The 25,821-nt window shown below is 72.2% G+C and carries 22 protein-coding genes; 15 read left to right on the top strand and 7 right to left on the bottom strand.

What is annotated here, in order from left to right:
* The first annotated feature begins 14 nt into the window (after positions 1 to 14).
* Positions 15 to 1,193 carry a tRNA dihydrouridine synthase DusB gene (dusB, locus tag ACN26Z_RS24680; protein WP_421463564.1) on the top strand — a complete coding sequence of 393 codons (1,179 nt, stop codon included), beginning with the start codon at positions 15 to 17 and terminating at the stop codon, positions 1,191 to 1,193.
* A gap of 243 nt (positions 1,194 to 1,436) precedes the next feature.
* Here the strand turns inward: dusB and ACN26Z_RS24675 are convergent, their stop codons facing one another.
* Together ACN26Z_RS24675 and ACN26Z_RS24670 are read right to left on the bottom strand one after the other, a co-directional pair.
* On the bottom strand, positions 1,437 to 2,093 hold the full coding sequence (locus tag ACN26Z_RS24675) for a C39 family peptidase (RefSeq protein WP_421463563.1): 657 nt from the start codon (positions 2,091 to 2,093) through the stop codon (positions 1,437 to 1,439).
* A 541-nt stretch (positions 2,094 to 2,634) separates the two neighbouring features.
* Positions 2,635 to 4,428, bottom strand: coding sequence for a beta-N-acetylhexosaminidase (locus ACN26Z_RS24670; RefSeq protein WP_421463562.1), 1,794 nt, complete (start codon positions 4,426 to 4,428; stop codon positions 2,635 to 2,637).
* A 313-nt stretch (positions 4,429 to 4,741) separates the two neighbouring features.
* Here ACN26Z_RS24670 and ppdK point away from each other — a divergent pair, with 313 nt between their 5' ends.
* Positions 4,742 to 7,477, top strand: coding sequence for a pyruvate, phosphate dikinase (ppdK, locus tag ACN26Z_RS24665; RefSeq protein ID WP_421463561.1), 2,736 nt, complete (start codon positions 4,742 to 4,744; stop codon positions 7,475 to 7,477).
* 592 nt (positions 7,478 to 8,069) lie between these two features.
* Here the strand turns inward: ppdK and ACN26Z_RS24660 are convergent.
* On the bottom strand, positions 8,070 to 8,552 hold the full coding sequence (locus ACN26Z_RS24660) for a roadblock/LC7 domain-containing protein (RefSeq protein WP_282237184.1): 483 nt from the start codon (positions 8,550 to 8,552) through the stop codon (positions 8,070 to 8,072).
* 308 nt (positions 8,553 to 8,860) lie between these two features.
* Here ACN26Z_RS24660 and ACN26Z_RS24655 point away from each other — a divergent pair, with 308 nt between their 5' ends.
* The 9 genes from ACN26Z_RS24655 to ACN26Z_RS24615 all read left to right on the top strand — a co-directional run bounded on the left by ACN26Z_RS24655 (position 8,861) and on the right by ACN26Z_RS24615 (position 18,340).
* Complete coding sequence (locus ACN26Z_RS24655) at positions 8,861 to 9,214, top strand: VOC family protein (RefSeq protein WP_093401411.1); 354 nt, start codon at positions 8,861 to 8,863, stop codon at positions 9,212 to 9,214.
* Positions 9,211 to 10,452 carry a deoxyguanosinetriphosphate triphosphohydrolase gene (locus ACN26Z_RS24650; RefSeq protein WP_093401410.1) on the top strand — a complete coding sequence of 414 codons (1,242 nt, stop codon included), beginning with the start codon at positions 9,211 to 9,213 and terminating at the stop codon, positions 10,450 to 10,452. The genes ACN26Z_RS24655 and ACN26Z_RS24650 overlap by 4 nt, the downstream gene beginning before the upstream one ends.
* A gap of 51 nt (positions 10,453 to 10,503) precedes the next feature.
* On the top strand, positions 10,504 to 11,349 hold the full coding sequence (locus ACN26Z_RS24645; protein WP_421463560.1) for a siderophore-interacting protein: 846 nt from the start codon (positions 10,504 to 10,506) through the stop codon (positions 11,347 to 11,349).
* A gap of 132 nt (positions 11,350 to 11,481) precedes the next feature.
* A complete protein-coding gene (locus ACN26Z_RS24640; RefSeq protein WP_421463559.1) occupies positions 11,482 to 13,131 on the top strand; it encodes a BCCT family transporter in 1,650 nt (549 codons plus the stop codon).
* Positions 13,132 to 13,310: 179 nt separating this feature from the next.
* Positions 13,311 to 15,176: a DNA primase gene (gene dnaG, locus ACN26Z_RS24635; protein ID WP_282237188.1), complete on the top strand. Its 1,866-nt coding sequence runs from the start codon at positions 13,311 to 13,313 to the stop codon at positions 15,174 to 15,176.
* 2 nt (positions 15,177 to 15,178) lie between these two features.
* Positions 15,179 to 15,715, top strand: coding sequence for a hypothetical protein (locus ACN26Z_RS24630; RefSeq protein WP_093401406.1), 537 nt, complete (start codon positions 15,179 to 15,181; stop codon positions 15,713 to 15,715).
* A 49-nt stretch (positions 15,716 to 15,764) separates the two neighbouring features.
* Positions 15,765 to 16,697 carry an ABC transporter ATP-binding protein gene (locus ACN26Z_RS24625; RefSeq protein ID WP_421463558.1) on the top strand — a complete coding sequence of 311 codons (933 nt, stop codon included), beginning with the start codon at positions 15,765 to 15,767 and terminating at the stop codon, positions 16,695 to 16,697.
* Positions 16,698 to 16,723: 26 nt separating this feature from the next.
* Positions 16,724 to 17,521, top strand: a complete 798-nt coding sequence (locus ACN26Z_RS24620; RefSeq protein WP_093401404.1) for an ABC transporter permease — start codon at positions 16,724 to 16,726, stop codon at positions 17,519 to 17,521.
* Positions 17,522 to 17,530: 9 nt separating this feature from the next.
* Entirely contained in the window at positions 17,531 to 18,340 is an 810-nt protein-coding gene (locus ACN26Z_RS24615) for an ABC transporter permease (protein ID WP_093401403.1), read from the top strand.
* 359 nt (positions 18,341 to 18,699) lie between these two features.
* Here ACN26Z_RS24615 and ACN26Z_RS24610 read toward each other — a convergent pair whose 3' ends face one another.
* The gene (locus tag ACN26Z_RS24610) at positions 18,700 to 18,936 is read right to left on the bottom strand and encodes a flavin reductase (RefSeq protein WP_421463557.1); all 237 of its coding nucleotides are present in this window, start codon (positions 18,934 to 18,936) and stop codon (positions 18,700 to 18,702) included.
* Positions 18,937 to 19,581: 645 nt separating this feature from the next.
* Between ACN26Z_RS24610 and ACN26Z_RS24605 the strand changes: the two genes are divergently transcribed.
* The 4 genes from ACN26Z_RS24605 (at position 19,582) to ACN26Z_RS24590 (ending at position 21,866) form a co-directional block, all read left to right on the top strand.
* A complete protein-coding gene (locus ACN26Z_RS24605) occupies positions 19,582 to 20,385 on the top strand; it encodes a helix-turn-helix domain-containing protein (protein WP_282237192.1) in 804 nt (267 codons plus the stop codon).
* The gene (locus ACN26Z_RS24600; RefSeq protein ID WP_421463556.1) at positions 20,376 to 20,567 is read left to right on the top strand and encodes a DUF397 domain-containing protein; all 192 of its coding nucleotides are present in this window, start codon (positions 20,376 to 20,378) and stop codon (positions 20,565 to 20,567) included. Before ACN26Z_RS24605 ends, ACN26Z_RS24600 begins: the two co-directional genes overlap by 10 nt.
* A 31-nt stretch (positions 20,568 to 20,598) precedes the next feature.
* The gene (locus ACN26Z_RS24595) at positions 20,599 to 20,790 is read left to right on the top strand and encodes a DUF397 domain-containing protein (RefSeq protein WP_421463555.1); all 192 of its coding nucleotides are present in this window, start codon (positions 20,599 to 20,601) and stop codon (positions 20,788 to 20,790) included.
* Between the two features lie 116 nt (positions 20,791 to 20,906).
* A complete protein-coding gene (locus ACN26Z_RS24590; protein ID WP_421463554.1) occupies positions 20,907 to 21,866 on the top strand; it encodes a hypothetical protein in 960 nt (319 codons plus the stop codon).
* A 101-nt stretch (positions 21,867 to 21,967) separates the two neighbouring features.
* Here the strand turns inward: ACN26Z_RS24590 and ACN26Z_RS24585 are convergent, their stop codons facing one another.
* From ACN26Z_RS24585 to ACN26Z_RS24575, 3 genes are read right to left on the bottom strand one after another with little or no spacing between them, the layout of a single operon-like run.
* Complete coding sequence (locus tag ACN26Z_RS24585; protein WP_421463553.1) at positions 21,968 to 22,936, bottom strand: TAXI family TRAP transporter solute-binding subunit; 969 nt, start codon at positions 22,934 to 22,936, stop codon at positions 21,968 to 21,970.
* Entirely contained in the window at positions 22,933 to 23,355 is a 423-nt protein-coding gene (locus ACN26Z_RS24580) for a roadblock/LC7 domain-containing protein (protein WP_301547876.1), read from the bottom strand. The genes ACN26Z_RS24585 and ACN26Z_RS24580 overlap by 4 nt, the downstream gene beginning before the upstream one ends.
* Positions 23,356 to 25,773 (bottom strand): nitrate- and nitrite sensing domain-containing protein, encoded by a 2,418-nt coding sequence (locus ACN26Z_RS24575; RefSeq protein WP_282237196.1) that lies wholly within the window; start codon positions 25,771 to 25,773, stop codon positions 23,356 to 23,358.
* Positions 25,774 to 25,821: the final 48 nt, after the last annotated feature.

Below are 25,821 nucleotides of genomic sequence, written 5' to 3'. Positions count from 1 at the left end.
CGTACCCTTGAGCGGTGGAAACCGCCCTCCCTCCCGCCGCCGACCGGCCGTCGCTGAGCATCGGGCCGCACCAGGTCTGGCCCCCGGTGGTGCTCGCCCCGATGGCCGGCATCACAAACGTCGGCTTTCGGCAGCTCTGTCGGGAGCAGGGCGGCGGCATCTACGTCTGCGAGATGATCACGACGGTCGCCCTGGTCGAGCGGAACCCGAAGACGCTGCGGATGATCGCGTTCGGGGCGGACGAGCGCCCACGCAGCCTCCAGCTCTACGGCACCGACCCGGAGACCACCGCCGCCGCCGTGCGGATCGTGGTCGAACGGGACCTCGCCGATCACATCGACCTCAACTTCGGCTGCCCGGTGCCGAAGGTGACCCGGCGCGGTGGTGGCGCGGCCCTGCCCTGGCGGCGGCGGCTCTTCGCCCGCCTGGTGCGCGCCGCCGTGGACGCCGCGTCACCCGCCGGGGTGCCGGTCACGGTCAAGATGCGCAAGGGCATCGACGACGAGCACCTGACGTACGTCGAGGCGGGGCTCGCCGCCCAGGAGGCTGGCGTCGCCGCGGTCGCCCTGCACGGTCGTACGGCCGCGCAGCGGTACTCGGGCACGGCAGACTGGGACGCCATCGCCACTCTCAAGCAGGCCCTCGACGTACCGGTGCTCGGTAACGGCGACATCTGGGAGGCCGACGACGCGCTGCGGATGGTGGCGCACACCGGGGTCGACGGCGTGGTGATCGGTCGCGGCTGCCTCGGCCGCCCGTGGCTCTTCGCCGACCTGGAGGCGGCGTTCAACGGCTCGTCACAGCGCCGGCTGCCCACCCTCGGCGAGGTCGCGGTGACCATGCGCCGGCACGCCGAGCTGCTGGTCGAGCAGTTCACCGCCGGTTCCCGCACCCCGGCCCGGGGTGAACGGGACGGCTGCACCGACTTCCGCAAGCACGTCGCCTGGTATCTCAAGGGCTTCCCGATCGGGAGCGAGCTGCGCCGCTCGCTGGCGATGATCGACAGCCTGGCCCAGTTGGACGACCTGCTCGGCAAGCTCGACCCGGCGGTACCGTTCCCGGTCGAGACGCTGGGGCAGCCGCGCGGTCGTACCAACTCGCCGGGCAAGGTCTTCCTGCCCGACGGCTGGCTGGCCAGCCGCGACGACGACACCGTTCCGGAGGGCGCCGAGCTGGACGACTCCGGCGGCTGACCCTGCCCACCCGTCCGCACCTGGCCCCCCATGCCTGCCCCGGCGTCCGCCTGCCCCGGCGTCCGCCTGCCCCGGCGTCCGCCTGCTGGCGGGAGCCCAGCCAGCAACATCGGGGATGTTGCCGTGTCACGCCACGGCGAGGGAGCAACATCCCCGATGTTGTCGAAGCCCGGGGTGGGTTGGGGGTGGGACGACGAAGGGCCGGCCCTGGGTGGGGTCGGCCCTTCGTGGTGTTTCGGTTGGTCAGGAGGTGGCGCTGTAGCCGCGGGTGGCGATCCAGTCGGCGAGGGCGTCGATGCTCATTCGGTAGGAGGCTTGGGCGGGGTCGGCGGAGTCGGCGATGGTGACGGTGTCGCCGCCGTCGCGGTAGCCCACGACGCTGATGTAGTGGCCGCCTTCGAAGCTGTGGGTGGTGCCGTCGGTGTCGGTGGCGGTGCCGGCGATGTTGGCGACTACGGCGCGGCCGTCGTTGACGGTGCGGACGATGTCGTCGCGCAGCTTGTCGGTCTGCTTGTCGTCGGCCTTGGGGTCGGCGATCTCGACCGAGCGGTAGACGTCCTTGCCGGTCTCCTTGTTGAGCACGGGGGTGATGTCGTTGATGGAGTTGGTGCCGGCCTCGGTGGTGCGCATCTGCTTGGCCATGGTGTCGACGTCGATGTTCTTGCCCTGCACGCTCAGGGCGTTGCGGGCGGCGGCGGGGCCGCAGTAGTAGAAGTTGGGCTGTGCTTCGTAGCGGACGCCGAGTTCGCGTTCGCCGCCGGGCTTGCGGTCGGCCTGCACGGCGCTGGCCTGGGCGCCCGGGGTGGCGTGGGCGGCGATCGCGGGGCCGGCGATGCCGCCGGCGGTGGCGGCGGCAGCGGCGATGGTCAGGGCGGTCTTACGCAGGATGGTGGTAGCCATGATGATCTGCACCTTTCGGTCGGGGGTGCGCGCGGCTGCGCCCGCGTGTGGGGGATGCGGGTGAGCCATGCGGAAAGGGGGGAGGTTTTGCGGCGTTCGTCCGGTGTCCCGGGAGGCGGGGTGACACCGGGGGCTCGCGGCCCGGCCAGGTGTAACGCCGGGTGGGCCGGGGTCATTCCGGGGGCCTCGCGGGGAGGCGGATGGCGCTGGCGTTTGTCGTCCGGGGGTGTAACGGGTGTAACGCCCGACGGCGGGGAGCCATTCCGGCCCGGGCCGGGGGCGGCGCTCGGAGGCGCTCGTGGTTACGCCATGTACAACCACCGGACCCGGCCCGCGATTCCGCCGCGGGGGTGGCCTCGGCCACCGGCGAACCGGACAACCCGGCCATTCGGTGATCCGGGTGTCAGGGGCGGGCCAGGAGTCGGGCGCCGGTGACGCCGAGCCAGGTGAACCCGGCATATATCGCGATCCGCTCGAACAGCCCAGCCGGCGCGTCGGGGAGGCACCCCGGCATGGTCGAGGGTGACGAGCGTGGCGCAGGTCAGGAAGGCGGAGTTGTTCCTGGACGGACTGGCGGCTCGCCGGAGCGGCTGACCGGCGGGGGCTCGGCCGGCTCGGCGCCGGGCGACGGCCTGCGCGGGGCGGGCACCGGCGGCGTCGCCGGCCAGGGCAGTTCCGGACAGCGGTGGTACGCGATGCCCGCCGCCGCCCACCGTGTGCCGTGCAACGCCAGTCGCTCGCGGAACGCCCCCCAGTCGTGCGTCGACCGGGGTGACCAGCCCAGTTCGGCGATGGCGGGCAGCCGGGGGAACAGCATGAACTCGATCTCGGCGAGGGTGGTCACCGACTCGGTCCACAGCGGCGCCTCGACACCGAGCACCGCCTCGGCCGGTACGCCCGCCAGGTGACTGGCAGGATCCCAGTCGTAGGCCCGGCGTACGTCGATCAGGCCGGCCCAGTCGTGCCCGATCGGGGTGTCCGGGGCGTACTTCATGTCGAGGTACGCGTGGTTGCCGGGAGAGAGGATCAGCCGGGCGCCTCGGCGTACCGCCTCGGTGGTCACCGGATCCTCGCCGGTCGTACCCCACCACTGGAGGATCCGCCGGTCGGCGTGGGCGGCGGGGGCGATCTGGTGCCAGCCGATCACTTCCCGGCCCAGTCCGGCGACGATGTGTTGCACCCGTTCGACGAAAGCGGCGTACACCTCGGCGGGCACCTTGAACGCCTCGTCGCCGCCGATGTGCAGCCACCGCCCGGGGGTGAGCGCGGCGATCTCGCCGAGCACGTCGGCGACGAAGTCGTAGGTGCGCTCGCTGGCCGGGTCGACATAGCTGAAGCCCACCTCGGTGCCGGTGTACGGCGGCGGCGCGACCCGGTCGGGGGCCAGCTCGCCGTACGCGGTCAACGCCGCGTGGGTGTGGCCCGGCAAGTCGATCTCGGGGATCACGGTGATGTGCCGGTCGGCGGCGTACGCCACGATCCGTTGGTAGTCCGCCCGGGTGTAGTAGCCGCCGGGGGCTTCGCCGACCGCGCCGGCCCCGCCGACGGTGGCCAGCCGGGGCCAGGAGTCGATCGCGATCCGCCAGCCCTGGTCGTCGGTGAGGTGCAGGTGCAGCCGGTTGAGCTTGTACCGGGCCAGGTGGTCGATCACCCGCAGCACGTCGGTGACGCCGAAGAAGTGCCGCGCCACGTCGAGCATCGCTCCGCGGTGCGGGTAGCGGGGGCGGTCGAGAATCGACCCGCCGGGCAGCACCCAGCGTTCGGTGGCCGGCGTGGCGCTCTCCACGGCGGCGGGCAGCAACTGCCGCAGCGTCTGAACCCCGTGGAAGAGACCGGCGGCGGTGCCGGCGGCGATGCGTACGCCGTCGGTGGTGATGTCGAGCCGGTAGCCCTCCGCACCCAGTGCGGCCTCGCCGGACAGGTCGAGGGCGATGCCACCGGACGGTACGGGCGTGGCGGCGTCGGTCACCGGCAGCGGGTATCCGGTCGCCGGGCGCAGCAGCGCGGCTAGCTGCCCGGCGACGGCCACTGCGGCCGGATCGGCGCTGACCCGGATCACCGCATCGGCGGCGAGCAGGTAGTCGGCCGTCGCGTCCGGTTCGATCCGTTCCGGCGCGGGCACCACGTCGCCCAGCCGGGTCGGTGCCGGCGGCGCGAGCAGCGCCGCCGCCTTCCGCTCCGCCGCCCGGGCCAGTTCCCCAGCGGTACGTCCGGCAGCCTGGGCCGCATCGTCGGCGCGCGCGGCGGTCTCCGCCTCCGGGGCGGGTGCCGCTTCGGGCGGTGCGGGGAGGTCGGCGAGCTGGGGCGGGTCGAGTGGTTCGGGTGCGGCGGACACGAGGACTCCCGAGGGGGGTGTATTCGCGGCGGTTGTGGCAATGGTGCGGGGTGGTGACGGAGCGTGCCGTCAAGGGTACGAGGAGGTCGGCAATTGCGTGAATGTGCGCGTGGAACCGTTCCCAAAAACCGTGCTGAACGCGAACAGTCGTGATTGCTGTGCCTATTGTCACCGAATGCTCCCGGGCCGCTCGTTGTTCGCTTAGCCTTCGCCCACCGATCGGCACGACTCCCTGGATTACCAGCTGGTGGATTCGGGGTACCACAAAACTTAACCTTCGTTAAGTGTCAATCCGGGCGCGTGGGAGGCTCTGGTGGCAGCGCAAGAGACGGTTGAGCACAAGTACGTCTACGACTTCGCCGAGGGCAACAAGGATCTCAAGGACCTCCTCGGCGGCAAGGGAGCGAACCTGGCCGAGATGACCAATCTCGGCCTGCCGGTGCCGCCCGGCTTCACCATCACCACCGAGGCGTGCAAGGCGTACCTCGACACGGGTGCGGAACCGGCCGGGCTGGCCGACCAGATCAGCGCGCACCTGACGGCGCTGGAGCGCGAGATGGGCCGGCGGCTCGGTGACCCGGACGACCCGCTGCTGGTCTCCGTACGCTCCGGGGCGAAGTTCTCGATGCCCGGAATGATGGAAACCGTACTCAACGTCGGTCTCAACGACCGCAGCGTCGAAGGACTGGCCCGGCAGGCCGGTGGCTCGACCGACCAGGCCGCCTCCGGCGGTGCGGACAGGTTCGCCTGGGACTCCTACCGGCGGCTGATCCAGATGTTCGGCAAGACCGTCTGCGACGTGCCGGGCGAGGAGTTCGAGCACGCGCTCGACGAGGCCAAGCGGGCCAAGGGCACCGACCTCGACCTGGACCTGGACGCGGACGACCTGCGTGGACTCGTCGACGCGTACAAGAAGATCTTCACCAAGCACACCGGGCGGGAGTTCCCGCAGGAGCCGCGCGACCAGCTGGACCTGGCGGTCCGCGCGGTGTTCGACTCGTGGAACGCCGAGCGGGCGGTGGTCTACCGCCGGCAGGAGCGCATCCCGACCGACCTGGGCACCGCCGTGAACGTGGTGGCGATGGTCTTCGGCAACCTCGGTCCCGACTCCGGCACCGGCGTCGCCTTCACCCGTGACCCGGCCAGCGGCGCCCAGGGCATCTACGGCGACTACCTGGCCAACGCGCAGGGCGAGGACGTCGTCGCCGGCATCCGAAACACCGTGCCGTTGCAGGAGCTGGAGCGGATCGACAAGGACTCCTACGACGAACTGCTCGACTACATGGCCCGGCTGGAGCGGCACTACCGGGACCTGTGTGACATCGAGTTCACCATCGAGCGCGGCAAGCTGTGGATGCTCCAGACCCGGGTCGGCAAGCGCACCGCCGCCGCCGCGTTCGTCATCGCCGGCCAACTCGTCGACGAGGGCCTGATCGACCTCGACGAGGCCCTGCACCGGGTCAACGGCGCACAACTGGCCCAGCTGATGTTCCCGCGCTTCCAGCTCGACCACGAGTTCCAGCCGGTCGCCACCGGTATCGGCGCCTCGCCGGGCGCGGCGGTCGGGAAGGTGGTCTTCACCTCGGCCCGCGCGGTCGAGCTGGCCGCCGCGGGCGAGGCCGTCATCCTGGTCCGTCGGGAGACCAACCCGGACGACCTCAACGGCATGATCGCCGCCAAGGGCATCCTCACCTCGCGGGGCGGCAAGACCAGTCACGCCGCCGTGGTCGCCCGGGGCATGGGCAAGACCTGCGTCTCGGGCGCCGACGAACTGGACATCGACGTGCCGAAGCGGCGGTTCGCCGTGGCCGGGCACACGGTCACCGAGGGAGACGTCGTCTCCATCGACGGCACCACCGGCAAGGTGTACCTGGGCGAGGTGCCGGTCAGCCCGTCCGAGGTGGTCCGCTACTTCGAAGGTGAACTCGATCCGGCGTCCACGGACGACGCGCTGGTCAGGGCCGTACACCGGATCATGTCGCACGCGGACGGCAGCCGGCGGCTGGCGGTGCGTACCAATGCCGACACCGCCGCCGACGCGGCCCGGGCCCGGCGCTTCGGTGCCGAGGGCATCGGGTTGTGCCGCACCGAGCACATGTTCCTCGGCGACCGGCGTGAGCTGGTGGAACGGCTCATCCTGGCCCGCGATCCGGCCGAGCGGGAGGACGCGCTCGCCGCGTTGCTGCCGTTGCAGCGGGCGGATTTCGTGGAGATCTTCCGGGAGATGGACGGCCTGCCGGTCACCGTCCGGTTGATCGACCCGCCGCTGCACGAGTTCCTGCCGCCGCTGGAACAGCTCGCCGTCAACGTGGCGGTCGCCCAGGAGCGCGGCGAGGACGTCGCCAAGGAGGAGGCGCTGCTGGCGGCGGTACGCCGGATGCACGAGGAGAACCCGATGCTCGGGCTGCGCGGCGTACGACTGGGCCTGGTCATCCCCGGCCTGTTCGCGATGCAGGTCCGGGCGATCACCGAGGCGGCCGTGGAGTGCACCCGCCAGGGCGTACGTCCCTGCCCGGAGATCATGGTCCCGCTGGTCGGCGCGGTCCAGGAACTGGAGACGGTACGCGCCGAGGCCGAGCGGATCATCGCCGAGGTGGTAGGTGGCAGCGACGTCGACGTGCTGATCGGCACGATGATCGAGGTGCCCCGGGCGGCGTTGACCGCCGGGCAGATCGCCGAGGCCGCGGAGTTCTTCTCCTTCGGCACCAACGACCTGACCCAGATGGGGTGGGGCTTCTCCCGCGACGACGTGGAGGGGGCGTTCTTCTGGCGCTACCTGGAGCTGGGCATCTTCGGCATCTCACCGTTCGAGTCCATCGACGCCGACGGGATCGGTCGGCTGGTACGCATCGCCGCCGAGGAAGGGCGGGCGGCCCGCCCGGGGCTCAAGCTCGGGGTCTGCGGCGAGCACGGCGGTGATCCCGACTCGGTGCACTTCTTCCACTCCGTCGGGCTGGACTACGTCTCGTGCTCACCGTTCCGGGTGCCGGTGGCGCGGCTGGAGGCCGGCCGAGCCGCAATCGTCACCACCGGCTCCGACAGCCGCTGACCAGGCGGCTCGCCCCGCCCCGGGCGAGCCGCATACCCGCCGCGCCGCGTCGTGCCGCGCCGCGTCGTGCCGCGCCGCGTCGTGCCGCGCCGCGTCGTGCCGCGCCGCGTCGTGCCGCGCCGCGTCGTGCCGCGCCGCGTCGTGCCGCGCCGCGTCGTGCCGCGCCGCGTCGTGCCGCGCCGTGCCGTGCCGCGCCGCGCTGCGCGGTGAAGCACAGCAACATCGGGGATGTTGCTGTGTCGAGCGGCCGTGAGACGACAACAGCCCCGATGTTGCTGCATGGCGCGCGGGGTGGCGCGTGGCGTGCGGCATGCGGCGTGGCGCGGGGTGGGCGTATGGGGTGAGCGTGGCAGGCGGCGTGGCACGTGAGGTGCGCGTGGCCTGCGGGGTGCGCGTGGCGATCGGGGTGCGCGTGGCCAGGCGGCGTGGCGTGCGGGGTGCGCGCGGCGTGCGGGGTGCGCGTGGCCTGCGGGGTGCGCGTGGCGTGCGGGGTGCGCGCGGGGTGCGGGGTGGCGCGGGCACGGGTAGTGCGGCGCGTGGGCGCATGACGTGGCGGGCGGCGCGTGTGGATGCCGCCCGTTGCCTGGAGCGGTCAGATCGGGGGGCGCCGCCAGGTGATGGACTGTGCGCGGCGGGGGCGTTGGTTCGGCATCGTGGCCATGGGTGTGCGTACCGCCAACGGGGCGTGCGGATCCGGCTGGTCGGGCAGCAGCGTCGGGCGGCGGCAGGCGGCGAGGGCCGGACCGGTGCGGCGGACCACCCCACGGGCCTCTTCGCGCAGTGCCGCCAGATCCGCTCCCGGTTCGGCGACCAGGGTCAGTAGGGCATCCCGACCGGCCGGGTAGGTGACCACGCAACCGGCCGCGGTGTGCACCACGGACTCGTGGAACTCGCCTTGCCGCACGGTGGCGGCCATCCGATGCCCGAGGCCGAAGCTGGCTGCGGCCAGCGCCGCCAGGTGAGTGGCGTCGGTCGTGGGCAGGTCGCTGGAGATGAGCAGGCCGTCCGTGCCGGCGAGGACCGTGCCGGCGACCTCGGGACGGCGTCGGCGCAGCCCCCGGAGCTCGGTACCCATCATCGTTTCCGCGTTCACGAGCGTGTCTCTCCCACCGGTCGTGTCTCGCCCCAACAGGTGACGTTCCGCGATGGCGACGCTACCCGTGGATGTCGATGAGTGCGATCCCGTTACCGTCGGCAATCGGGCGACAACTCTCGTCTGATCGGAGGATGTGGGCCCGCCGCGGGCACGTCGTCGGCGCGCCGAACCGGGGCCCCGGGCGTAACCTGACTTCGCCCGTGGACAGTCGTTTCGCGAAGGGGTGGACGGATGGGATCGCGTGCCGAGTTGTCGGAGGCTGTCGGTGTCGCGGTGGCGGTGCCGGCATGACCGCCGTGTGGGAGAGCCTGACCGTCGATGCCCGTGACCCGGGGCGGCTGGCCCGCTGGTGGGCCGAGGCGCTCGGGTACCAGGTGGTCGAGGAGCGACCCGACGAGGTGGAGATCCGGCAGAGCGCGGACCGGTTGCCCGGCATCGTGTTCGTGCCGGTGACCGGCGTGAAGGAGAGCAAGAACCGGCTGCACCTCGACCTGCGCCCGACCGACCGGGAGGCCGAGGTGGAACGGCTTGTCGACATGGGTGCCCGGCACGTCGACATCGGGCAGGACGGCGACGACTGGACGGTGCTGGCCGACCCGGAGGGCAACGAGTTCTGCGTACTGCGGCAGCGTGGGGATTGAGTGCTGCCTCCGGTGAGCCGGACGCGGCGCGTCGGGTGGCGGAGCCGGTAAAGGACCCGGAGCACGGCCGGTCCCCGTACGAGCGGGACCGGGCCCGGGTGCTGCACTCGGCGGCGTTCCGCCGGCTGGCCGCGAAGACCCAGGTGCACACGGCCGGCACCGACGACTTCCTGCGTACCCGGCTGACCCACTCGCTGGAGGTGGCCCAGATCGCCCGGGAGATGGGTGCCCGGCTGGGCTGTGATCCGGACGTGGTGGACACCGCCGGGCTGGCCCACGACCTCGGGCACCCGCCGTTCGGCCACAACGGCGAGGCCGCGCTCGACGAGCTGGCCGCCGACTGCGGTGGGTTCGAGGGCAACGCCCAGACGCTGCGGGTACTGACCAGGCTGGAGGCCAAGGTGTACGGCCCGGACGGGACGTCTGCCGGGCTGAACCTGACCCGTGCCTCGCTGGACGCGGTCGGCAAGTACCCGTGGACCCGCCAGCCTGGCCGGCGCAAGTTCGGGGTGTACGCCGACGACCTGCCCGCCTTCGCCTGGCTGCGGCAGGGCTCGCCGGCCGGCGAGCGGCAGTGCCTGGAGGCGCAGGTGATGGACTGGGCCGACGACGTGGCGTACTCGGTGCACGACGTCGAGGACGGCATCCACGGCGGCTATCTCACGCTGGAGCCGTTGCTCGTCGACTCCGACGAGCGGGCGGCGCTCTGCGCCGACGTCGCCGCCGTCTACTCGACCGAGTCGGCCGACTACCTCGACGAGACGCTGACCGGGCTGCTCGCCGACCCGGTGCTCGCCCCGTTGGCCGGCTACGACGGCAGCCATCGGGCCCAGGCCGCCCTGAAGGCGACCACCAGCGTGTTGACCGGTCAGTTCGTGGCGACCGCGGTTGCGGCCACCACCGAACGCTTCGGGCCAGGGCCACACCGACGGTACGCGGCCGACCTGGTCGTACCCCGGCCGTTGCGTGCCCGGTGCGCGCTGCTCAAGGGGATCGCCCTGCGCTACGTGATGCGTCGGCCCGGTGCGCAGGGTCGCTACCAGCGGCAGCGGGAGATCATTGCGGGGCTCGTGGCGACGTTGGCCGCGCGGGCACCCGGGGCGCTCGACCCGGTCTTCGCCCCGCTGTGGCGGGACGCACCCGATGACGAAGCCCGGCTGCGGGTGGTGATCGACCAGGTGGCCTCGCTTACCGACCCCGCCGCCCTGGCCTGGCATGATCGTCTGATCAGAAGCTGACATCCGGACCGGGGACTGAACGGCGCGTGGGAGTTAGGTTAGCCTAACCGAATGACGGATCGTTCGAAGAAGGTCACCTCCGCCCGCGTACTGCGCACGTCGCGGCCCACCCGGCACGTGGTCCGGCTGGTGCTCGGCGGGGAGGAACTGGCCGGCCTGCCGGTCGGCGAGTTCACCGACCACTACATCAAGATCGTCTTTCCGGTCGCCGGTGTCGACCACCCGCGCCCACTTGATCTCGCCGCCATTCGTCGCGACCTGCCGCGCGAGCAGTGGCCCCGGCTGCGCGCGTACACGGTCCGCGCCTGGGACGCGGCGGCCGGGGAACTGACCGTCGACGTGGTGCACCATGGCGACGAAGGGCTGGCCGGCCCGTGGGCGGCGGGGCTGCGTCCCGGTGACGAGGTGCTGTTCGTCGGCCCGGGCGGGGCGTACGCGCCGAGCCCGGCGGCCGACTGGCACCTGCTGGTCGGCGACGAGAGCGCCCTGCCGGCGATCGCCGCCTCCCTGGCCCGGCTGCCCGTCGGTGCGCCCGCGTACGTCTTCGTCGAGGTCGACGGCCCGGCCGACGAGCAGCCGCTGCCCAGCCCCGGCGCGGTCCGGCTGACCTGGCTGCACCGGGGCGTACGCCCGGTGGGTGAGGCGCTGGTGGACGCGGTGCGTGAGCTGAATTTCCCGCCCGGCACCGTGCACGCCTTCGTGCACGGTGAGGCGTCCTTCGTCCGCCAGTTGCGCCGGTTGCTGCGGGTGGAGCGGTCGGTGCCCCGCGAGTGGCTGTCCATCTCCGGCTACTGGCGAAAGGGCCTGGACGACGAGGGTTGGCGGGCCACCAAGCCGGACTGGAACCGCCAGGTCGAGGCCGACGAACAGGGCCGCGTTCCCGTGCCGCTCGGTTGACCATCCAGCCGATAACCGGCAAGGTGGCACCCCAACGCGCCCCTGAACGGCCGAAAGTCGACCCTGAGGGTGCGATTAGCCGGATTCTCGGAGCACGGCGGCAGGGGAACGGGAGGATGGTCAGGGGTGACCATGAGCGAGCAGGTAGACGAGAAGACCGCCGAATCTGGTGGTAGGGGCGGCACGATCGATCCGATCGTGCTGGGCCTGGGCGTCGGCGGGGTGCTCGCCGTGGTGCTCTGGGGGGTTCTGGCCCGTGACTCGCTGGCGAGTGTCGGCGAATCGGGTCTGGCCTGGGTCATCGACACGTTCGGCTGGTTCTTCGTGGTGGCGGCCAACGCCTTCCTGGTGCTGGCGGTGGTGCTGGCGCTGTCCCGGTTCGGCCGGATCCGGCTCGGCAAGGACGACGACGAGCCGGAGTTCAGCACGCTGGCCTGGATCGCCATGATGTTCAGCGCCGGCATGGGCATCGGTTTGGTCTTCTTCGCCGTGGCCGAGCCCATCCAGCACTACGCCACACCACCACCGGCGACCGGCGTCGAGCCGCAGACCGGGCAGGCGGCGTCCGCGGCCATGCAGTTCACTCTCTTCCACTGGACCCTGCACCCGTGGGCGATCTACGCGGTGGTGGCGCTGGCCCTGGCGTACTCGACGTTCCGACGGGGCCGGCAGAACCGGATCTCGGCGGCGTTCCGCCCGCTCATCGGCGAGCGTGCCGACGGCGCCGTCGGTCAGGTCATCGACCTGCTGGCCGTCTTCGCCACCGTCTTCGGCTCTGCCACCAGCCTCGGCCTCGGCGCCCTCCAGGTCGCCGCCGGACTGGACCTGGTCGCCGGGGTGCCGGACTCCACAGCGGTGGAGCTGGTGGTGATCGGGGCGCTGACGCTGGCCTTCGTCATCTCCGCCTTCACCGGCCTGCACCGGGGCATCAAGTGGCTCTCCACCACGAACGTGGTGCTGGCCGTCGCGCTGATGCTCTTCGTCTTCGTGGTCGGGCCGACCATCTACACCCTTGAGGTGCTGCCGGCCTCGATCGGCGACTACCTCAGCAACCTCGTCTTCATGTCCACCCGGACCGGGGCGTTCTCCGACCCGGCCTGGCTGGGTGGCTGGACGATCTTCTACTGGGCGTGGTGGATCTCCTGGGCGCCGTTCGTCGGCACCTTCATCGCCCGCATCTCGCGGGGCCGGAGCGTGCGGCAGTTCCTGATCGGTGTCCTCCTGGTGCCCAGCGGCGCCAGCGCCGTCTGGTTCGCGATCATGGGCGGCAGCGCGCTGCGCGTGCAGGCCACCGGGGTACGTGACCTGGTGGCGGACGCCTCCGCCAGCAGCGAACAGGCGCTGTTCGGTCTGCTCGACGCGCTGCCGCTGGCGGCGTTGACCGGCGTGCTGGCCATGGTGCTCATCGCGCTGTACTTCGTCACCAGCGCCGACTCCGCCTCGCTGGTGCTCGGCTCGCTGACCTCCCGGGGCGCGCTGCGTCCGCACCGGCTGGTCGTGGTCAGCTGGGGAATCCTGATCGGCGCGGTCGCCGCCGTGCTGCTGCTCGTCGGCGGGCTGGACGCGCTGCAACAGGCCACCATCATGGTGGCGTTGCCGTTCGTGGTGGTGATGCTCGGGCTGGCCGTGGCCCTGGTCAAGGACATGGCCCGCGATCCGCTGCTGGCCGGGCCGCCGCGCACCCGCCCGCACGGGCTGGCCGACGCGGTGCGCGCCGCCCGGTCGTACGAGGAGGAGGATCCGCCACCGGTACGCCGCTACCTGCGTCGCCGCCCCCGCTGACCGGTCCTGCCCGCCCGCCGCGCCGTTCCGCCTCCGTGGCGGAACGGCGCGGCGTCGGTGTTCGCGCCCCGCGTCGATGGTGTCGGGAAGGGTGCATCCGCTGTCGGAGACGTCACCAAGGGGCCCTTCCGCGCGCCGTGGTCGGGCAGGGCAGGATGTAGGTCGAGGAGGTGGCGGGTATGGCGGGGCGGATCCGGGACGAGGACATCGCGTTGGTCCGCGAGCGTACGTCCATCGCCGAGATCATCTCCGACACCGTGACGCTCAAATCGGCCGGTGGTGGCAACCTCAAGGGGCTCTGCCCATTCCACGACGAGAAGAGCCCGTCGTTCAACGTCTCGCCCGCCCGCAACGTCTGGTACTGCTTCGGCTGCGGTGCCGGCGGCGACGCGATCAAGTTCCTGATGGACGCCGAGCACCTCAGCTTCGTCGAGGCGGTGGAGCGGCTCGCGGCCCGCGCCGGTCTGCAACTGCGCTACGTGGAGGACGACCGGTCCGCGCCCCGACCGAACCGCCCGCAGCAGGGCCAGAAGCAGCGGCTGGTGGCCGCGCACGCCGCCGCCGTCGAGTTCTACACCGCGCAGTTGGCCACGGCCGGCGCGCGTCCCGCCCGAGAGTTCCTGGCCGAGCGCGGCTTCGACCGGGCCGCCGCGCAGCGGTACGGCTGCGGCTTCGCCCCCGACGGCTGGGACCTGCTCACCAAGCACCTGCGTCAGCGTGGCTTCAGCCACGACGAACTGGTCACCGCCGGGCTGTCCCGCCCGGCCCGCTCCGGGAGTCTGATCGACAGGTTCCGCCGCCGGCTGCTCTGGCCGATCCGGGACCTGACCGGCGACGTCATCGGCTTCGGTGCGCGCAAACTCTTCGCCGACGACGACGGCCCGAAGTACCTGAACACCCCCGAGACACCGATCTACAAGAAGTCCCACGTGCTCTACGGCATCGACCAGGCCAAACGGGAGATCGCCAAGCAGGGTCGGGTGGTGGTGGTCGAGGGTTACACCGACGTGATGGCCTGCCACCTGGCCGGCGTACCGACCGCCGTGGCGACCTGCGGCACCGCCTTCGGCGCCGACCACATCGGCGTACTGCGCCGGCTGCTGCTGGACACCGACGCCGTGGCTGGCGAGATCATCTTCACCTTCGACGGGGACGCGGCCGGGCAGAAGGCCGCGCTGCGCGCCTTCGACGACGACCAGCGCTTCGTCGGGCGTACCTTCATCGCGGTCAGCCCCGACAACATGGACCCGTGCGAGCTGCGGCTGGCAAAGGGCGACCTGGCCGTACGCGACCTGGTCGCCCGCCGCGAGCCGCTTGTCGACTTCGCGCTGCGCCACGTGATCAGCCGGTACGACCTGGACACCGTCGACGGTCGGGTCGAGGCGATGCGGCGTGCCGCGCCCCTGGTGGCGAAGCTCAAGGACCGGGAGAAGCGTCCGGAGTACGTCCGCAAGCTCGCCGGTGACCTCGGGATGGAGATCGAACCGGTGCAGCGGGCGGTGCTGACCGCCGCCTCGGGACGACCGGGGGACGAACCGGCCGCGCGTCCCGCCCGGACCGAACCGACTGTGGACAGCCCGCAGTCGATGGTCGAGCGGGAGGCGCTGAAGCTGGCCCTCCAGGAGCCGGTGCTGGCCGGTCCGATGTTCGACGCGGTCGAGGCGACCGACTACCGGCATCCGGTGCACGTGGCCGTCCGGGCGGCGGTCGCCGCGGCCGGCGGAGTCGCGTCGGCAGCCGGCGGCGCGGTGTGGATCGAAGCGGTACGCGACGCCTGCGAGGATCTCGCCGCCCAGGCCCTGGTCGGTGAGCTGGCCGTGGAACCGTTGCGGATCGACGGCGAACCGGACCCGCGCTACGTCTCGATCACCATGGCCCGGTTGCAGTGGGGGTCGGTCACCGCACGGATCCGGGAGCTGAAGTCCCGGATCCAGCGGATCAATCCGGTAAACAACAAGGACGAGTACTTCGCCGCCTTCGGTGAGCTGCTCTCGCTGGAGCAGCACGCCCGTGCCCTGCGCGAGCAGGCGGCGGGAGGGTTGTAGGGATGCCACTGTTCCGCCGCCGGCCGAAGCTGCCACCGGCCGACCGGCCGCCGCTGGAGCGCGACGAACGGGTGCTGGCCTGGGCCGCCGCCGGCAACGGGGAGGGCGACGGGGTGGTGGTCGCCACCAACCTCGGGCTCTGGCTGCCCGGCCGGGGCCACCGGATCGGCTGGCACGACGTGGTCAAGGCGGTCTGGTCGGGCCGGGAGCTGACCGTGACCCCGGGCGAACGGGTCGCCGAGCGGGACGGCTACCTGGTGGTCGCCGAGCTGCCGGCCGAGCGGTACCTGCTGCTCGATCCGGGTGAGCTGCCGCACCAGGTACGCACCCGGGTCACCCGCTCCGTCGCGTACACCCAGCACCACGCCCTGCCCGGCGGATCCGGCCGCATCGTCGGACGCCGGGTGCCCGGCAGCGACGGTCTGACCTGGATGGTCCACTACGACCCCGGCACCCCCACCGACGCCCCCGACGTCCTCGCCGAAACCGACCGCCTCGTCGCCGCCGCCCGTACCGCCACCACCCCCGCCGACCTCTGAACTCGTTAATCCGTTGGGAAGTGTCGGACCGGGTGTCTAGGGTCCGGGAGTGACCACGGGGCGACCACTCATTCAGGCACGGGGGCTGGTGAAGCGGTTCGGCGACTTCACTGCCGTCGACGGCATCGACGTGGAGGTCAGCGCCGGTGAGGCGTTCGGCTTCCTGGGGCCCAACGGCGCCGGCAAGTCGTCCACCATGCGGATGGTCGGCTGCACCTCGCCGCCCAGCGGCGGAGAGCTGCACATCCTGGGCATGGATCCGGTGCGGGACGGGCCAGCCATCCGGGCTCGGCTCGGCGTCTGTCCACAGCTCGACAACCTCGACCCCGAGCTGACCGTCCGGGAAAACCTCACGACGTACGCCCGCTACTTCGGCATTCCCCGCCGGGTGGCCCGGGCACGGGCCGCCGAGCTGCTGGATTTCGTGCAGCTCGGCGACTGGGCGGACAGCAAGGTCGAGCCGCTCTCAGGTGGCATGAAGCGCCGGCTCACCATCGCCCGCGCGTTGGTCAACGAGCCGGACATCGTGCTCCTCGACGAGCCGACCACAGGTCTCGACCCGCAGGCCCGGCACCTGGTCTGGGAACGGCTGTTCCGGCTCAAGCAGCAGGGCGTCACGCTGGTGCTCACCACGCACTACATGGACGAGGCCGAGCAGCTCTGTGACCGGTTGGTGGTGATGGACGGCGGCCGGATCGTCGCCGAGGGGTCGCCGCGCGCGCTCATCGAGCAGCATGCCACCCGCGAGGTGGTCGAGCTGCGGTTCGCCGCCGAGTCGCAGGAGACGTTCGCCGGCAAGCTCGACGCGCTGGGGGAACGCGTCGAGGTGCTGCCCGACCGGGTCCTGGTCTACGTGTCCGACGGTGACGCGGCGGTGGCCGAGGTGGCCGCGCTCGGGCTGCGACCGGCAAACGTGCTGGTCCGACGCAGCAGCCTGGAGGACGTCTTCCTGCACCTCACCGGCCGCACCCTCGTCGACTGAGCCAGGACTTGCTGGAAGGGGCTGCCGTGACGGCACAACTCACCCGGGACCGACCCGCCCTGCCGCGGGTGCCGGCCCTCGCCGTACTCGAATACCACCTGGTGGGTTACCGGCGCACCTGGCGGGCCGGAGCCTTCTCGTCCTTCCTGCTGCCCACGCTCACCGTGCTCGGGTTCGGGGTGGGCGTCGGGGCGTACATCGACCAGGGCGTGGGTGGCGTCTCCTACCTGGAATGGATCGCCGGCGGGCTGCTCGCCTCGACGGCGTTGCAGGTGGCGATCAGCGAGTCGACCTGGCCGGTGTTCGGCAACCTCCAGTGGCAGAAGATCTACCTCGGGCAGCGCTCGTCGCCGCTGCGGGTGGCCGACATCCTCGCCGGTCACCTCTCGTTCGTACTGTTCCGGGTGCTGACCGCCGTCATCGCGTTTCTCCTGGTGACCGGGGTGCTGGGGGCGCTGCGCTCGCCGTGGGCGGTGCTGGCGGTGCCGGTGGCGGCGCTGCTCGCGCTGGCCGTCGCCGCGCCCACCTTCGCGTACGCCGCATCGGTCGACTCGGACAGTTGGCTCGCCATGCTGTTCCGCTTCGCGGTGATCCCGATGACCCTGTTCGCCGGGGTGTTCTTCCCGGTCGAGTCGCTGCCGCTGGCGCTGCGCTGGCTCGCGTACGTCACGCCGCTCTGGCACGCCGTGGACCTGTGCCGCGCGGCGGTGCTCGGCGTCGCCCCGCAGTGGTCGGTGATCGGCCACCTGTGCTACCTGGCCGCCTGGGCGGCCGGAGGATGGCTGCTCGCCCGCCGCGTCTTCGCCCGCCGGCTCGTCGTCTAGGAGAGGGTCATGGTCACTCTGGTGCTGCCCCGGCTTGTCGACGTCTCGGCCGCGTCGCGGCGATCCGCGTCGGTCACCGAACGGAACGTCGCCGCCCTGAGGTCCGTCTACTGGCTGCTGCTCGTCTCCGGCTTCGTCGAGCCGCTGCTCTACCTGCTTTCCATCGGCGTCGGGGTGGGTGCGCTGATCGGCGACCTGACGCTGCCCAGCGGTGCGGTGGTGACGTACGCGGCCTTCGTCGCCCCGGCCATGCTCGCCTCGTCGGCGATGACCGGCGCGCTGGCGGAGACCACCTTCAACTTCTTCGGGAAGATGAAGTACATGAAGCTGTACGACGGGGTGATCGCCACCCCGGTGCAGCCATTCGAGATCGCCCTCGGCGAGCTGGCGTGGGCGATGCTGCGGGGCAGCGCGTACTCGGCCGCTTTCCTCGTGGTGATGGTGGTGATGGACCTGACCGCGCCCGCCCGCGCGCTCGCCGCGTTCCCGGCGGCGGTGCTGGTTGGCTTCGCGTTCGGCGCGCTCGGCATGGCCATCGCCACGTTCATGCGCAGCTGGCAGGATTTCGACCTGATGAGCTCGATGCAGTTCGTCCTGTTCCTGTTCTCCGGCACCTTCGTGCCCGCCGAGGCGTACCCGGCGGTGCTGCGGTGGCTGGTCGAGGTGACTCCGCTCTACCGGGCGGTGCACCTGATCCGTGCGCTGACCGTCGACACCGGCGGCTGGAGCTGGACGCTCGACGTGCTCTACCTGCTCGCGGTGCTCGCAGCCGGCCTGCTCATCGCCTCCCGCCGGATGGGTCGCCTGCTCTACAAGTAGCTGACGCTCCTGCCGGCCCGCTGGGCGGTATGGCCCTGTGGGCGGTGCGCGTTGTGGGCGGTGCGTGCTGTGGGGCGGGGCGGCCTGTGGGCGGTGTGCGCTGTGGGGTGGGGCGGCATGTGGGGCGGTGCGCGCTGTGGGGTGGGGCGGCCCGTGGGCGTGTGGCCTCGGGGGCGGTGCGGCTTGTGGGGGCCGGGCCTGTGAGGCGGCGCGGGTAGTGGGAAGCGTGGCACTCCAGGCACCTGCCGGCCGGCGTGTCGAGCGCAAAGACTGCCACGCTTTCGGCACCGCACCGCACCGCCTCGCCCTGCACCGCTGTGCAGTGCAGCGCACTGCACGTCGGCGCGGCGGACCGCGCGTCAGCGGGGGCGGGCCCAGGTGAGGAAGCGGTCGGCCAGGACGCCCGGCGAATGTTGGCCGGTGAGGTCGCCGGCCGCGTCGTACATCATCGTGCCGAGATAGATCAGCAGGCCGGTCCGGTTCTCCCGGTACTCGCCGAGCAGCGCCAGCCGGGCCGGCGAACACGGCCAGGCCGCCCCGCACACCCGGCACCGCCACGAGGGGCGGGCCGCGATATGCGGCCGGTAGCGGGGCATCAGCGCTGCTCCGGCTCGCCGCCAGGGGACGACGGCTCATCCCGGGGCGGTGACCAGCGGCCCCCGTTGGCCCGCCACTCCTGTGCCCGAGTGAGCCACCCCGGTCGCCCCGGGCGGTTGAGGGGGAACACCTCGGTCGGTGCCGCCGCCCAACTCGGGCGACAGCGGTCTTGCTGCGACGGTGTCGGGCGGCGCGGGTTTCGCTGCGACGGTATCGGGTGCGCTGGTTTGTCGGCGGCCGATGTGGGTCGCATGCCTGGTCCCGACGCGCCCCGGCGGGGCGGCTGGGCGGAGCTGCCGGGTGCCGGGTTGGTCGAGGTGGCCCGGTCGGTCATGTCCTGCCACCAGGCCGGTGGCAGGGGGCGGGCGTTCCGGGTGCGCTGGGGGAGCGGCGCGGGTGCCGCCGGGGGCCGGCATCGCCAGAACCTGATTCGCATGAAGCCTCCGTCGAGGTGGATGGGGCGCCGGCCGAATGTCGGGTGTTGCCGGCGCCCCGGCCTGGTTCCGCCCGCCGTCCGTTCCCGTGAGCGGTTCCGCTGCGTGACAGTCTGGTGAGGACACGACTACGGTGGGAGGCCCGGCGCGGCGACGACCAGCGCGTCCACGGCCGGTCCCAGGCGGTACGAGGATGTACGGAGGGTGTCCGTGGAGCGCTCGTCCATGCTGGAGCACTTCGCCGAGGAGCTGCGGCTGGCCCGGGCCGGCGCCGGCATGTCACAGACCGCGCTGGCTGAGGCGCTCAGCTACTCGGCCGCCCTGGTAGCCAAGGTGGAGACCGGCGAGCGCCGACCCAGCCTGGACTTCGCCCGCCGCAGCGACACCGTCTTCGGCGGGGACGGTCGGTTCGAGCGCATCCAGCGCCGAATCAGCCGCGAAACGGTGGTGCCATGGTTCCGCGACTGGGTCGGTGTGGAGCAGGAGGCGACCACGCTGCGCTCGTTCGAGCCGCTCTGCGTGCCGGGACTGTTGCAGACCGAGGGGTACGTCCGTGCGCTGCTCTCCGGTGGCGGCTTGTTCGCCCCTGACGAGATTGAGCAACAGGTGACAAACCGGCTGGACCGCCAGGCGGCGCTGACCCGTGACCGGCCACCGCTGTTTACCGTGGTTATCGACGAACACGTGCTGCGCCGCCGGATCGGCGACGCCGAGGTGATGCGCGAGCAACTGCGGCACCTGGTGAAGGTCGGCTCGACGCTGCCCCGGGTCCGCATCCAGGTCGTGCCGCTCTCCGCTGGGGCATACGCCGGACTTGGCGGCCCGTTCGTGATCGCCACCCCACCGCACGGGGAGGACGTCGTCTACCTGGAGGGACAGCGCCACGGGCAGGTCGTCGACCGCACCGAGTACGTCCAGCGCATGATTGACGTTTGGGAGTCGATCCGGGGTGAGGCACTATCGCAGCAGCAGTCCCTCGACCTGATGGCGGAAGTGGCGGAGACATGGAGTTGACCGACGCTCGTTGGCGCAAGAGCACCCGCAGTGGTCCTGACGGCGGCAACTGTGTGGAGGTGGCCGACAACCTGCCTGGTCTGGTGGCCGTGCGCGACTCCAAGGATCCGACCGGCCCAGTGCTGGCCTTCCCGCCCACCGCGTGGCGCGCTTTCCTGACCCGGGTCACCGAACAGCCGTAACCCCTGAATCTGATCGCGGAGTGGCGGAGACATGGACATGACCGGTGCCCGATGGCGCAAGAGCACCCGCAGCAACGGGCAGGGCGGCAACTGCGTGGAGGTGGCCGACAACCTGCCTGGTCTGGTGGCCGTGCGTGACTCCAAGGACCCGACCGGCCCGACACTCACCTTCCCGCCCACCGCGTGGCGCAGCTTCCTCACGCACCTCCCCGTAAACCCGTAACCCCGCCACGCTCCACCGTCCTATCTGGTCAATCTTGGACAGAATCCGTTAGCGAATAACGGGAAGTGTCCAAGATCTGGTGGTGTTGGGGCCGGTGGGGCGGCCACGGTCGGTGGATGGTTCCCGATGACGCGGCTGGGGCGCTGGAATGGCTGGCCTTCGAGCAGGCCGGTGTGCTCACCAGCGCGCAGGCCCGCAGCGTACTGACCGACGGCACCGTACGCGGGTTGGTGCGTTCCCGGCGGTGGCGGGCGATAAGTCGCGGGCTGCTGCTGACCGGCAATGGCCGGTTGACCCGGGATCAACAGTTGTGGGTCGCGGTGCTCGCCGCCGGAGCGGGTGCGGTGCTCGGGGGTGCCACGGCAGCCACCGAGGCGGGCGTACGTGGCCTGCGATCCGAGCCCCTGCACGTGCTCGTGCCGGCGTCCCGTCGGGCCGGGCGGACCATCCTGCGCCAGTTGCCGATCGACATGGCCGCAGTCGTGGTGCACCGGACATCGGTCCTGCCCGATGCGCATCTTCAGGTTGGTCGTCCGCCCCGCACGACCACCGCGCGGGCCCTTGTCGACGCCGCCAGCTGGGCACCCTCGCCACGGGTGGCGCAGGAGACGCTCGCCGCCGGCTGCCAGCAGCGGCGGGTGCTGCCGGAGGAACTGGCCGCGGTGCTGGACGTGCTGCCTCGCGCGCCTCGGCGGCAGTTGATCCGGCAGACCATCGACGACATCGCCGGTGGCGCTCAGGCGTTGAGCGAGATCGACTTCGTCCGGCTCTGCCGTCGGGCCGGTCTGCCCCGGCCCGACCTGAAACAGCGGCGGACCGACGCGGCGGGCCGGACGCGCTGGCTGGACGCGTACTGGCGGGAGTGGGGTGTGCACGCGGAGATCGACGGCGCGCACCACATGGACGTACGCCAGTGGACGGCGGACATGCGACGGCAGAACGACGTGTGGACCGCGGGGGAGCGGATCCTCCGCTTTCCCGCCTGGTTGGTCCGGGCACACCCGGAACAGGTCGCCGACACCGTCCGCCGCGCCCTCCTGGCCGCCGGCTGGCAACCCGACGCCACAAACCGCTGAGATCTTGGAAAGTTCCCGTTCGGACGGCGCTAACGGAAAAAGTCCAAGATCTCAGAAGCGGGGAGCGGGGAGCGGGGAGCGGGGGCTCCGTGGCGAGTGGGTCAGGCGCCCTGGTAGTAGCGGGCGGCGCCGGGGTGCAGGGGGATGGGGTCGGTGGTGGCGGCCGACTCGCGGTTGAAGTTGCGGGCCTCGGGGTGCGCCACGGCCAGGTCGGCCTGGTACGTGAAGAGCAGGCGGGTCAGGTCGTACGCCAGGTCGTCGGGCATCTCCGCGCTGACCAGGATCACGTTGGGGACCGTCACGGTGGGGGTGCCCGAGGGGGTGTCGTAGGCGTCGGGGGGCAGTTCGGCGGTGGTGTAGACCGAGCCGTGCGTGGCGCTCAGCGGCTCGATCAGGTCGGCGACCGGCAGCAGCCGGAACCGGTCGGGGGCGTTGGTGAGCAGGTCGGCGATGCCCGGAGTGGGTAGCCCGCCGGAGAAGAACATCGCGTCGAGCGTGCCGCTGCGCATCCGGGCCACCGTCTCCGGCAGCGAGACCCGGGCTCGGCGTACGTCCCGTTCGGGGTCCAGTCCGGCGGCGGTGAGCAGCCGAGCGGCGATGACATCGGTGCCGGACTTCGGTGAGCCGGTGGAGACCCGTCTGCCGCGCAGTCCCGCGAGGTCGGCGATCTGCGCGTCGGCGCGGACGATCACGTGGGTGTAGTTGCTGTAGACCCGGGCCAGCGCCCGAACCGGCTGCGGGCGACCATCGAAGGCGCCACGGCCGGCGGTGGCGTCGGCCGCCGTGTCGGCGAGGCTGAAAGCGATCTCCATGTCGCCGTCGACCAGCCGGGTGATGTTCTCGACGGAGGCCCCGGTCGGTTCCGCCCGAGCCTCGTAGCCGGGCAGGTGGCGGCTGATCACATCGGCGTAGCCGCCGCCGAGCTGGTAGTAGACCCCGGTGGTGTTGCCGGTGGCGAGGAAGATGCGCCCGTCGTGCCACGGCCGAGCCTCCGGGGTGCGCTCGGCGCCGCAGGCGCTGACCAGCGCGACCGCCAGCAGCGCCGCCACCAATCGCCGCCCCCGGCTCATGCCGGCACTCCGCCGGGGTGGTCCGCCCAGTTGCGGGCCGCCGGTTCGAGCGCCTCGGCGACCCGCTGGACCAGCGTCGCCGTTTCGTAGCCGATCTGGCCCAGGTCGCAGCCGGCGGCGGCCAGCACGCCGAGCAGGGCGCGGTCACCGACCGCCATAACCAGCAGTACGCCGCCGTCCATGTCCACGATCTGCTGTCGGACCCGGCCGGCGGACATCAGCCGGGCAGCGCCGACGGTCAGGCTGGCCAGGCCGCTGATCACGGCGGCGAGCTGGTCCGCCTGGTCGGTCGAGAGGTGCGGCGAGGCCGCCAGCCGCAGCCCGTCCCCGGAGACGGCGAGGGCGTGCGACACGTCCGGTACCTGCTCGGCGAAGTTCGCCAGGAGCCAGTCGAGGCCGGGGCTGCCGTTGGGCATCATTCAGGGTCTCCCGTTCGTCTGCTGGTTACGTCGCATCGCGTGAGCCACCCCGGCGGAGAGGGCGGACAGCCGGGCCCGTACCACCTCGGGGTCGAGCAGGTCCGGCGCGGCCTGCGGCGGCGGCACGTCGTGCAGTTCGGACTGCAGGCCGCCGCCGCGTACCCGCCGGGGCAGGCCGGCCGCGGTGGCTTCCTCGGGGCGGGCGGTGCCGGGTCGCCAGGCCGACGCGCCGTTGGCCGACGCGGGCGGCCCGTTCGGCGCGAGGCCGACGGGCTGTGCGGGCGGTCGGTAGTGCGGTTGACCGGGCTGTTCGGGTGACCAGGCCGCTGCGCCGTTGCCCACCACCGGCAGCGTCATCGTGGGGGCGCGGTGCACGTCGTACCGGTCTGCTGCGGCACCGACCACCGCCGGAGCGCCCCGGTGCCGGAACCAGGCGCCGGCGGCCGGGGGCGCCGGCCGGCCGACCGCGTTCGGACGGCCGGTGAGCTGCTCCATCCGGGTCAGCAGCGACTCCGGCACGTCCACCTGGGCGACCGTTCCGGCACCGGCGCTGTGCAGCCGCACCTGGATGCCGTGCCGGGCGGCCAAGTGGGCCACCACGTGCAGGCCCATGCTGCCGGCCGCGGCGCTGGACAACGCCGCCGGGGCGCGCAGCCGCTCGTTGATTTCGGCCAGCCGGTTCTCGCCGATGCCGATGCCCTGGTCGTGTACGCGCAGCGTCAGCCCGTCGACGGTACGTCGACCGTCCACGTGCACGGGAGTGTGCGGCGGGGAGTACGAGGTGGCGTTCTCCAGCAGCTCGGCCAGCAGGTGCACCAGGTTGCCGACTGCCGAACCGTGCACACCGGCGGTGGGCACGTCGATCTCGACCCGGGCGTACTCCTCGATCTCGGAGGCGGCGCCGCGTACGACGTCGGCCACCAGATGCGGGCCGTCCTGCGAGCGTCCGGGCTCGCCGCCGGCCAGGACCAGCAGGTTCTCGCCGTTGCGCCGCATCCGGGCGGCGAGGTGGTCGAGGGCGAAGAGTCGGGCCAACGCGTCCGGATCCGTCTCCTCCTGCTCGAACTCGTCGAGCAGCCGCAGCTGCCGGGTGATCAGCGTCCGGATCCGGCGGGCCAGCGCCTCGACCATCCGGGTCACGTCCATCCGCAGTTCGGCCTGCGCACCGGCGAGCCGCAGCGCGGCCCGGTTGACGGTGTCGAACGCCTCGGCCACCTGGGCGATCTCGTCGCGTCCACGGCTGATTCCCGCGGTGAGTTGCGAGGCGGTGCCCTCCGTCGGGCCGCTGTCGCCGGCCGCGATGGCGGTGATCCGCTCGGGCAGCTCCCGATGTGCCATGGTCAGCGCCGCCACCCGTAGCCGGCGCAGCCGGCGGCTGGTGCGTACCGCCAGCAGCGCGGCGCTGGCCAGCGAGACCAGCGCCAGGCCGGCGGTGGATCCGCCGGTGACCAACGCCCGTTGTCGGGCGTCCGTGGCCAACTCGGCGGCGCGCTGGTCCAGCTCGTCGGAGAGTTCCCGGCCGAGCAGGTTGAATCGGCGGATGGCACCGCTCTGGGCGACGTACCAGGCGTCTCCGTCGGCGGGCAGCGCGGCCGGCTCGGCGTCGGCGTTCAGTGCGCTGTCGCGCATCCGCCGGGCGGTGGAGACGTCGCCGCCGGCGATCAGACGGGTGTACGCGTCGGTGGCGCGTTCCCCGGCGATCCGGGAGAACTCGGCCTGCCGCTGCTCCTGCGCGCCGCGCAGCCGGCCCAGCCGGGCGAGCTCGCCCTCGACCAGCTCACCTCGCACGAAGATTGCCCTGAGCAGGTCACGTTCCAGCGACGCCAGGTGTTCCTGGGCGGCGACGGCGGCCACCTCACGGGCGCGGTTGGCCAGCTCGGGGTCGCGTAGCTGAGCGGGCAGCGCGTCGGCGACGGCGAGCAGCGACTCGACCAGCGCCGCGTAGATCCCGTCGGCATTGTCGGTGGTGAGCGCGGCGATCCGGGCCTCGTCGAGCTGGTCGAGGTGTTCGGTCACGCCGTCGAGGTCCTGGCCGAGGTCCGGGGCGGTGCGGCGGGCGTCGGAGCTGGCGGTCCGGTAGCGTTCGCCGGCCTCGTCGACCCGGCGCCGCTGGGCGTCGACCAACTGCCGGCCGGAGGTACCGCCGCGCTGGCGGAGCGCCGCCGTCTCGCCGAGTTCCCGTTCCAGCTCGTGTACCAGCGAGACGGTGGCGGTGGCGGTGCCGGCCAGCACCCGGGCCCGTTCAGCGTCGGTGGAGGCGGCCAGGGCGTCACCGGTCTGGATGGCCCCCAGCACGAGCAGGCCGGCGGTGGCGATCAGGATCGGTGCGAGCAGTTGGGTACGCACCGACCAGAGTCGGCCGGTGTGGCCGGACGGACGGTTGTGCCGGCGTACGCGGGCCAGCGAGGACAGCGGCACGGGGGTCTCCCGAGGTAGGGGCGGCCGGGCCGGAGGGGAGGTGCCGGC

The organism is Verrucosispora sp. WMMD703 (genome assembly GCF_049178935.1).
Lineage (GTDB): Bacteria > Actinomycetota > Actinomycetes > Mycobacteriales > Micromonosporaceae > Micromonospora > Micromonospora sediminimaris.
Note: the sequence above shows the minus strand (reverse complement) of the source record. Positions and strands in the feature narration are given on the sequence as shown.

What these genes read in the sequence shown, in the direction of transcription:
- ACN26Z_RS24580 (WP_301547876.1), bottom strand. Translation starts at nt 23,355, where the DNA reads ATGATGCCCAACGGCAGCCCCGGCCTCGACTGGCTCCTGGCGAACTTC.
- ACN26Z_RS24640 (WP_421463559.1), top strand. Translation starts at nt 11,482, where the DNA reads ATGAGCGAGCAGGTAGACGAGAAGACCGCCGAATCTGGTGGTAGGGGC.
- ACN26Z_RS24675 (WP_421463563.1), bottom strand. Translation starts at nt 2,093, where the DNA reads ATGGCTACCACCATCCTGCGTAAGACCGCCCTGACCATCGCCGCTGCC.
- ACN26Z_RS24590 (WP_421463554.1), top strand. Translation starts at nt 20,907, where the DNA reads ATGGTTCCCGATGACGCGGCTGGGGCGCTGGAATGGCTGGCCTTCGAG.
- ACN26Z_RS24655 (WP_093401411.1), top strand. Translation starts at nt 8,861, where the DNA reads ATGACCGCCGTGTGGGAGAGCCTGACCGTCGATGCCCGTGACCCGGGG.
- ACN26Z_RS24630 (WP_093401406.1), top strand. Translation starts at nt 15,179, where the DNA reads ATGCCACTGTTCCGCCGCCGGCCGAAGCTGCCACCGGCCGACCGGCCG.
- ACN26Z_RS24615 (WP_093401403.1), top strand. Translation starts at nt 17,531, where the DNA reads ATGGTCACTCTGGTGCTGCCCCGGCTTGTCGACGTCTCGGCCGCGTCG.
- ACN26Z_RS24585 (WP_421463553.1), bottom strand. Translation starts at nt 22,936, where the DNA reads ATGAGCCGGGGGCGGCGATTGGTGGCGGCGCTGCTGGCGGTCGCGCTG.
- ACN26Z_RS24660 (WP_282237184.1), bottom strand. Translation starts at nt 8,552, where the DNA reads ATGGGTACCGAGCTCCGGGGGCTGCGCCGACGCCGTCCCGAGGTCGCC.
- ACN26Z_RS24600 (WP_421463556.1), top strand. Translation starts at nt 20,376, where the DNA reads ATGGAGTTGACCGACGCTCGTTGGCGCAAGAGCACCCGCAGTGGTCCT.
- ACN26Z_RS24595 (WP_421463555.1), top strand. Translation starts at nt 20,599, where the DNA reads ATGGACATGACCGGTGCCCGATGGCGCAAGAGCACCCGCAGCAACGGG.
- dnaG (WP_282237188.1), top strand. Translation starts at nt 13,311, where the DNA reads ATGGCGGGGCGGATCCGGGACGAGGACATCGCGTTGGTCCGCGAGCGT.
- ACN26Z_RS24610 (WP_421463557.1), bottom strand. Translation starts at nt 18,936, where the DNA reads ATGCCCCGCTACCGGCCGCATATCGCGGCCCGCCCCTCGTGGCGGTGC.
- ACN26Z_RS24645 (WP_421463560.1), top strand. Translation starts at nt 10,504, where the DNA reads ATGACGGATCGTTCGAAGAAGGTCACCTCCGCCCGCGTACTGCGCACG.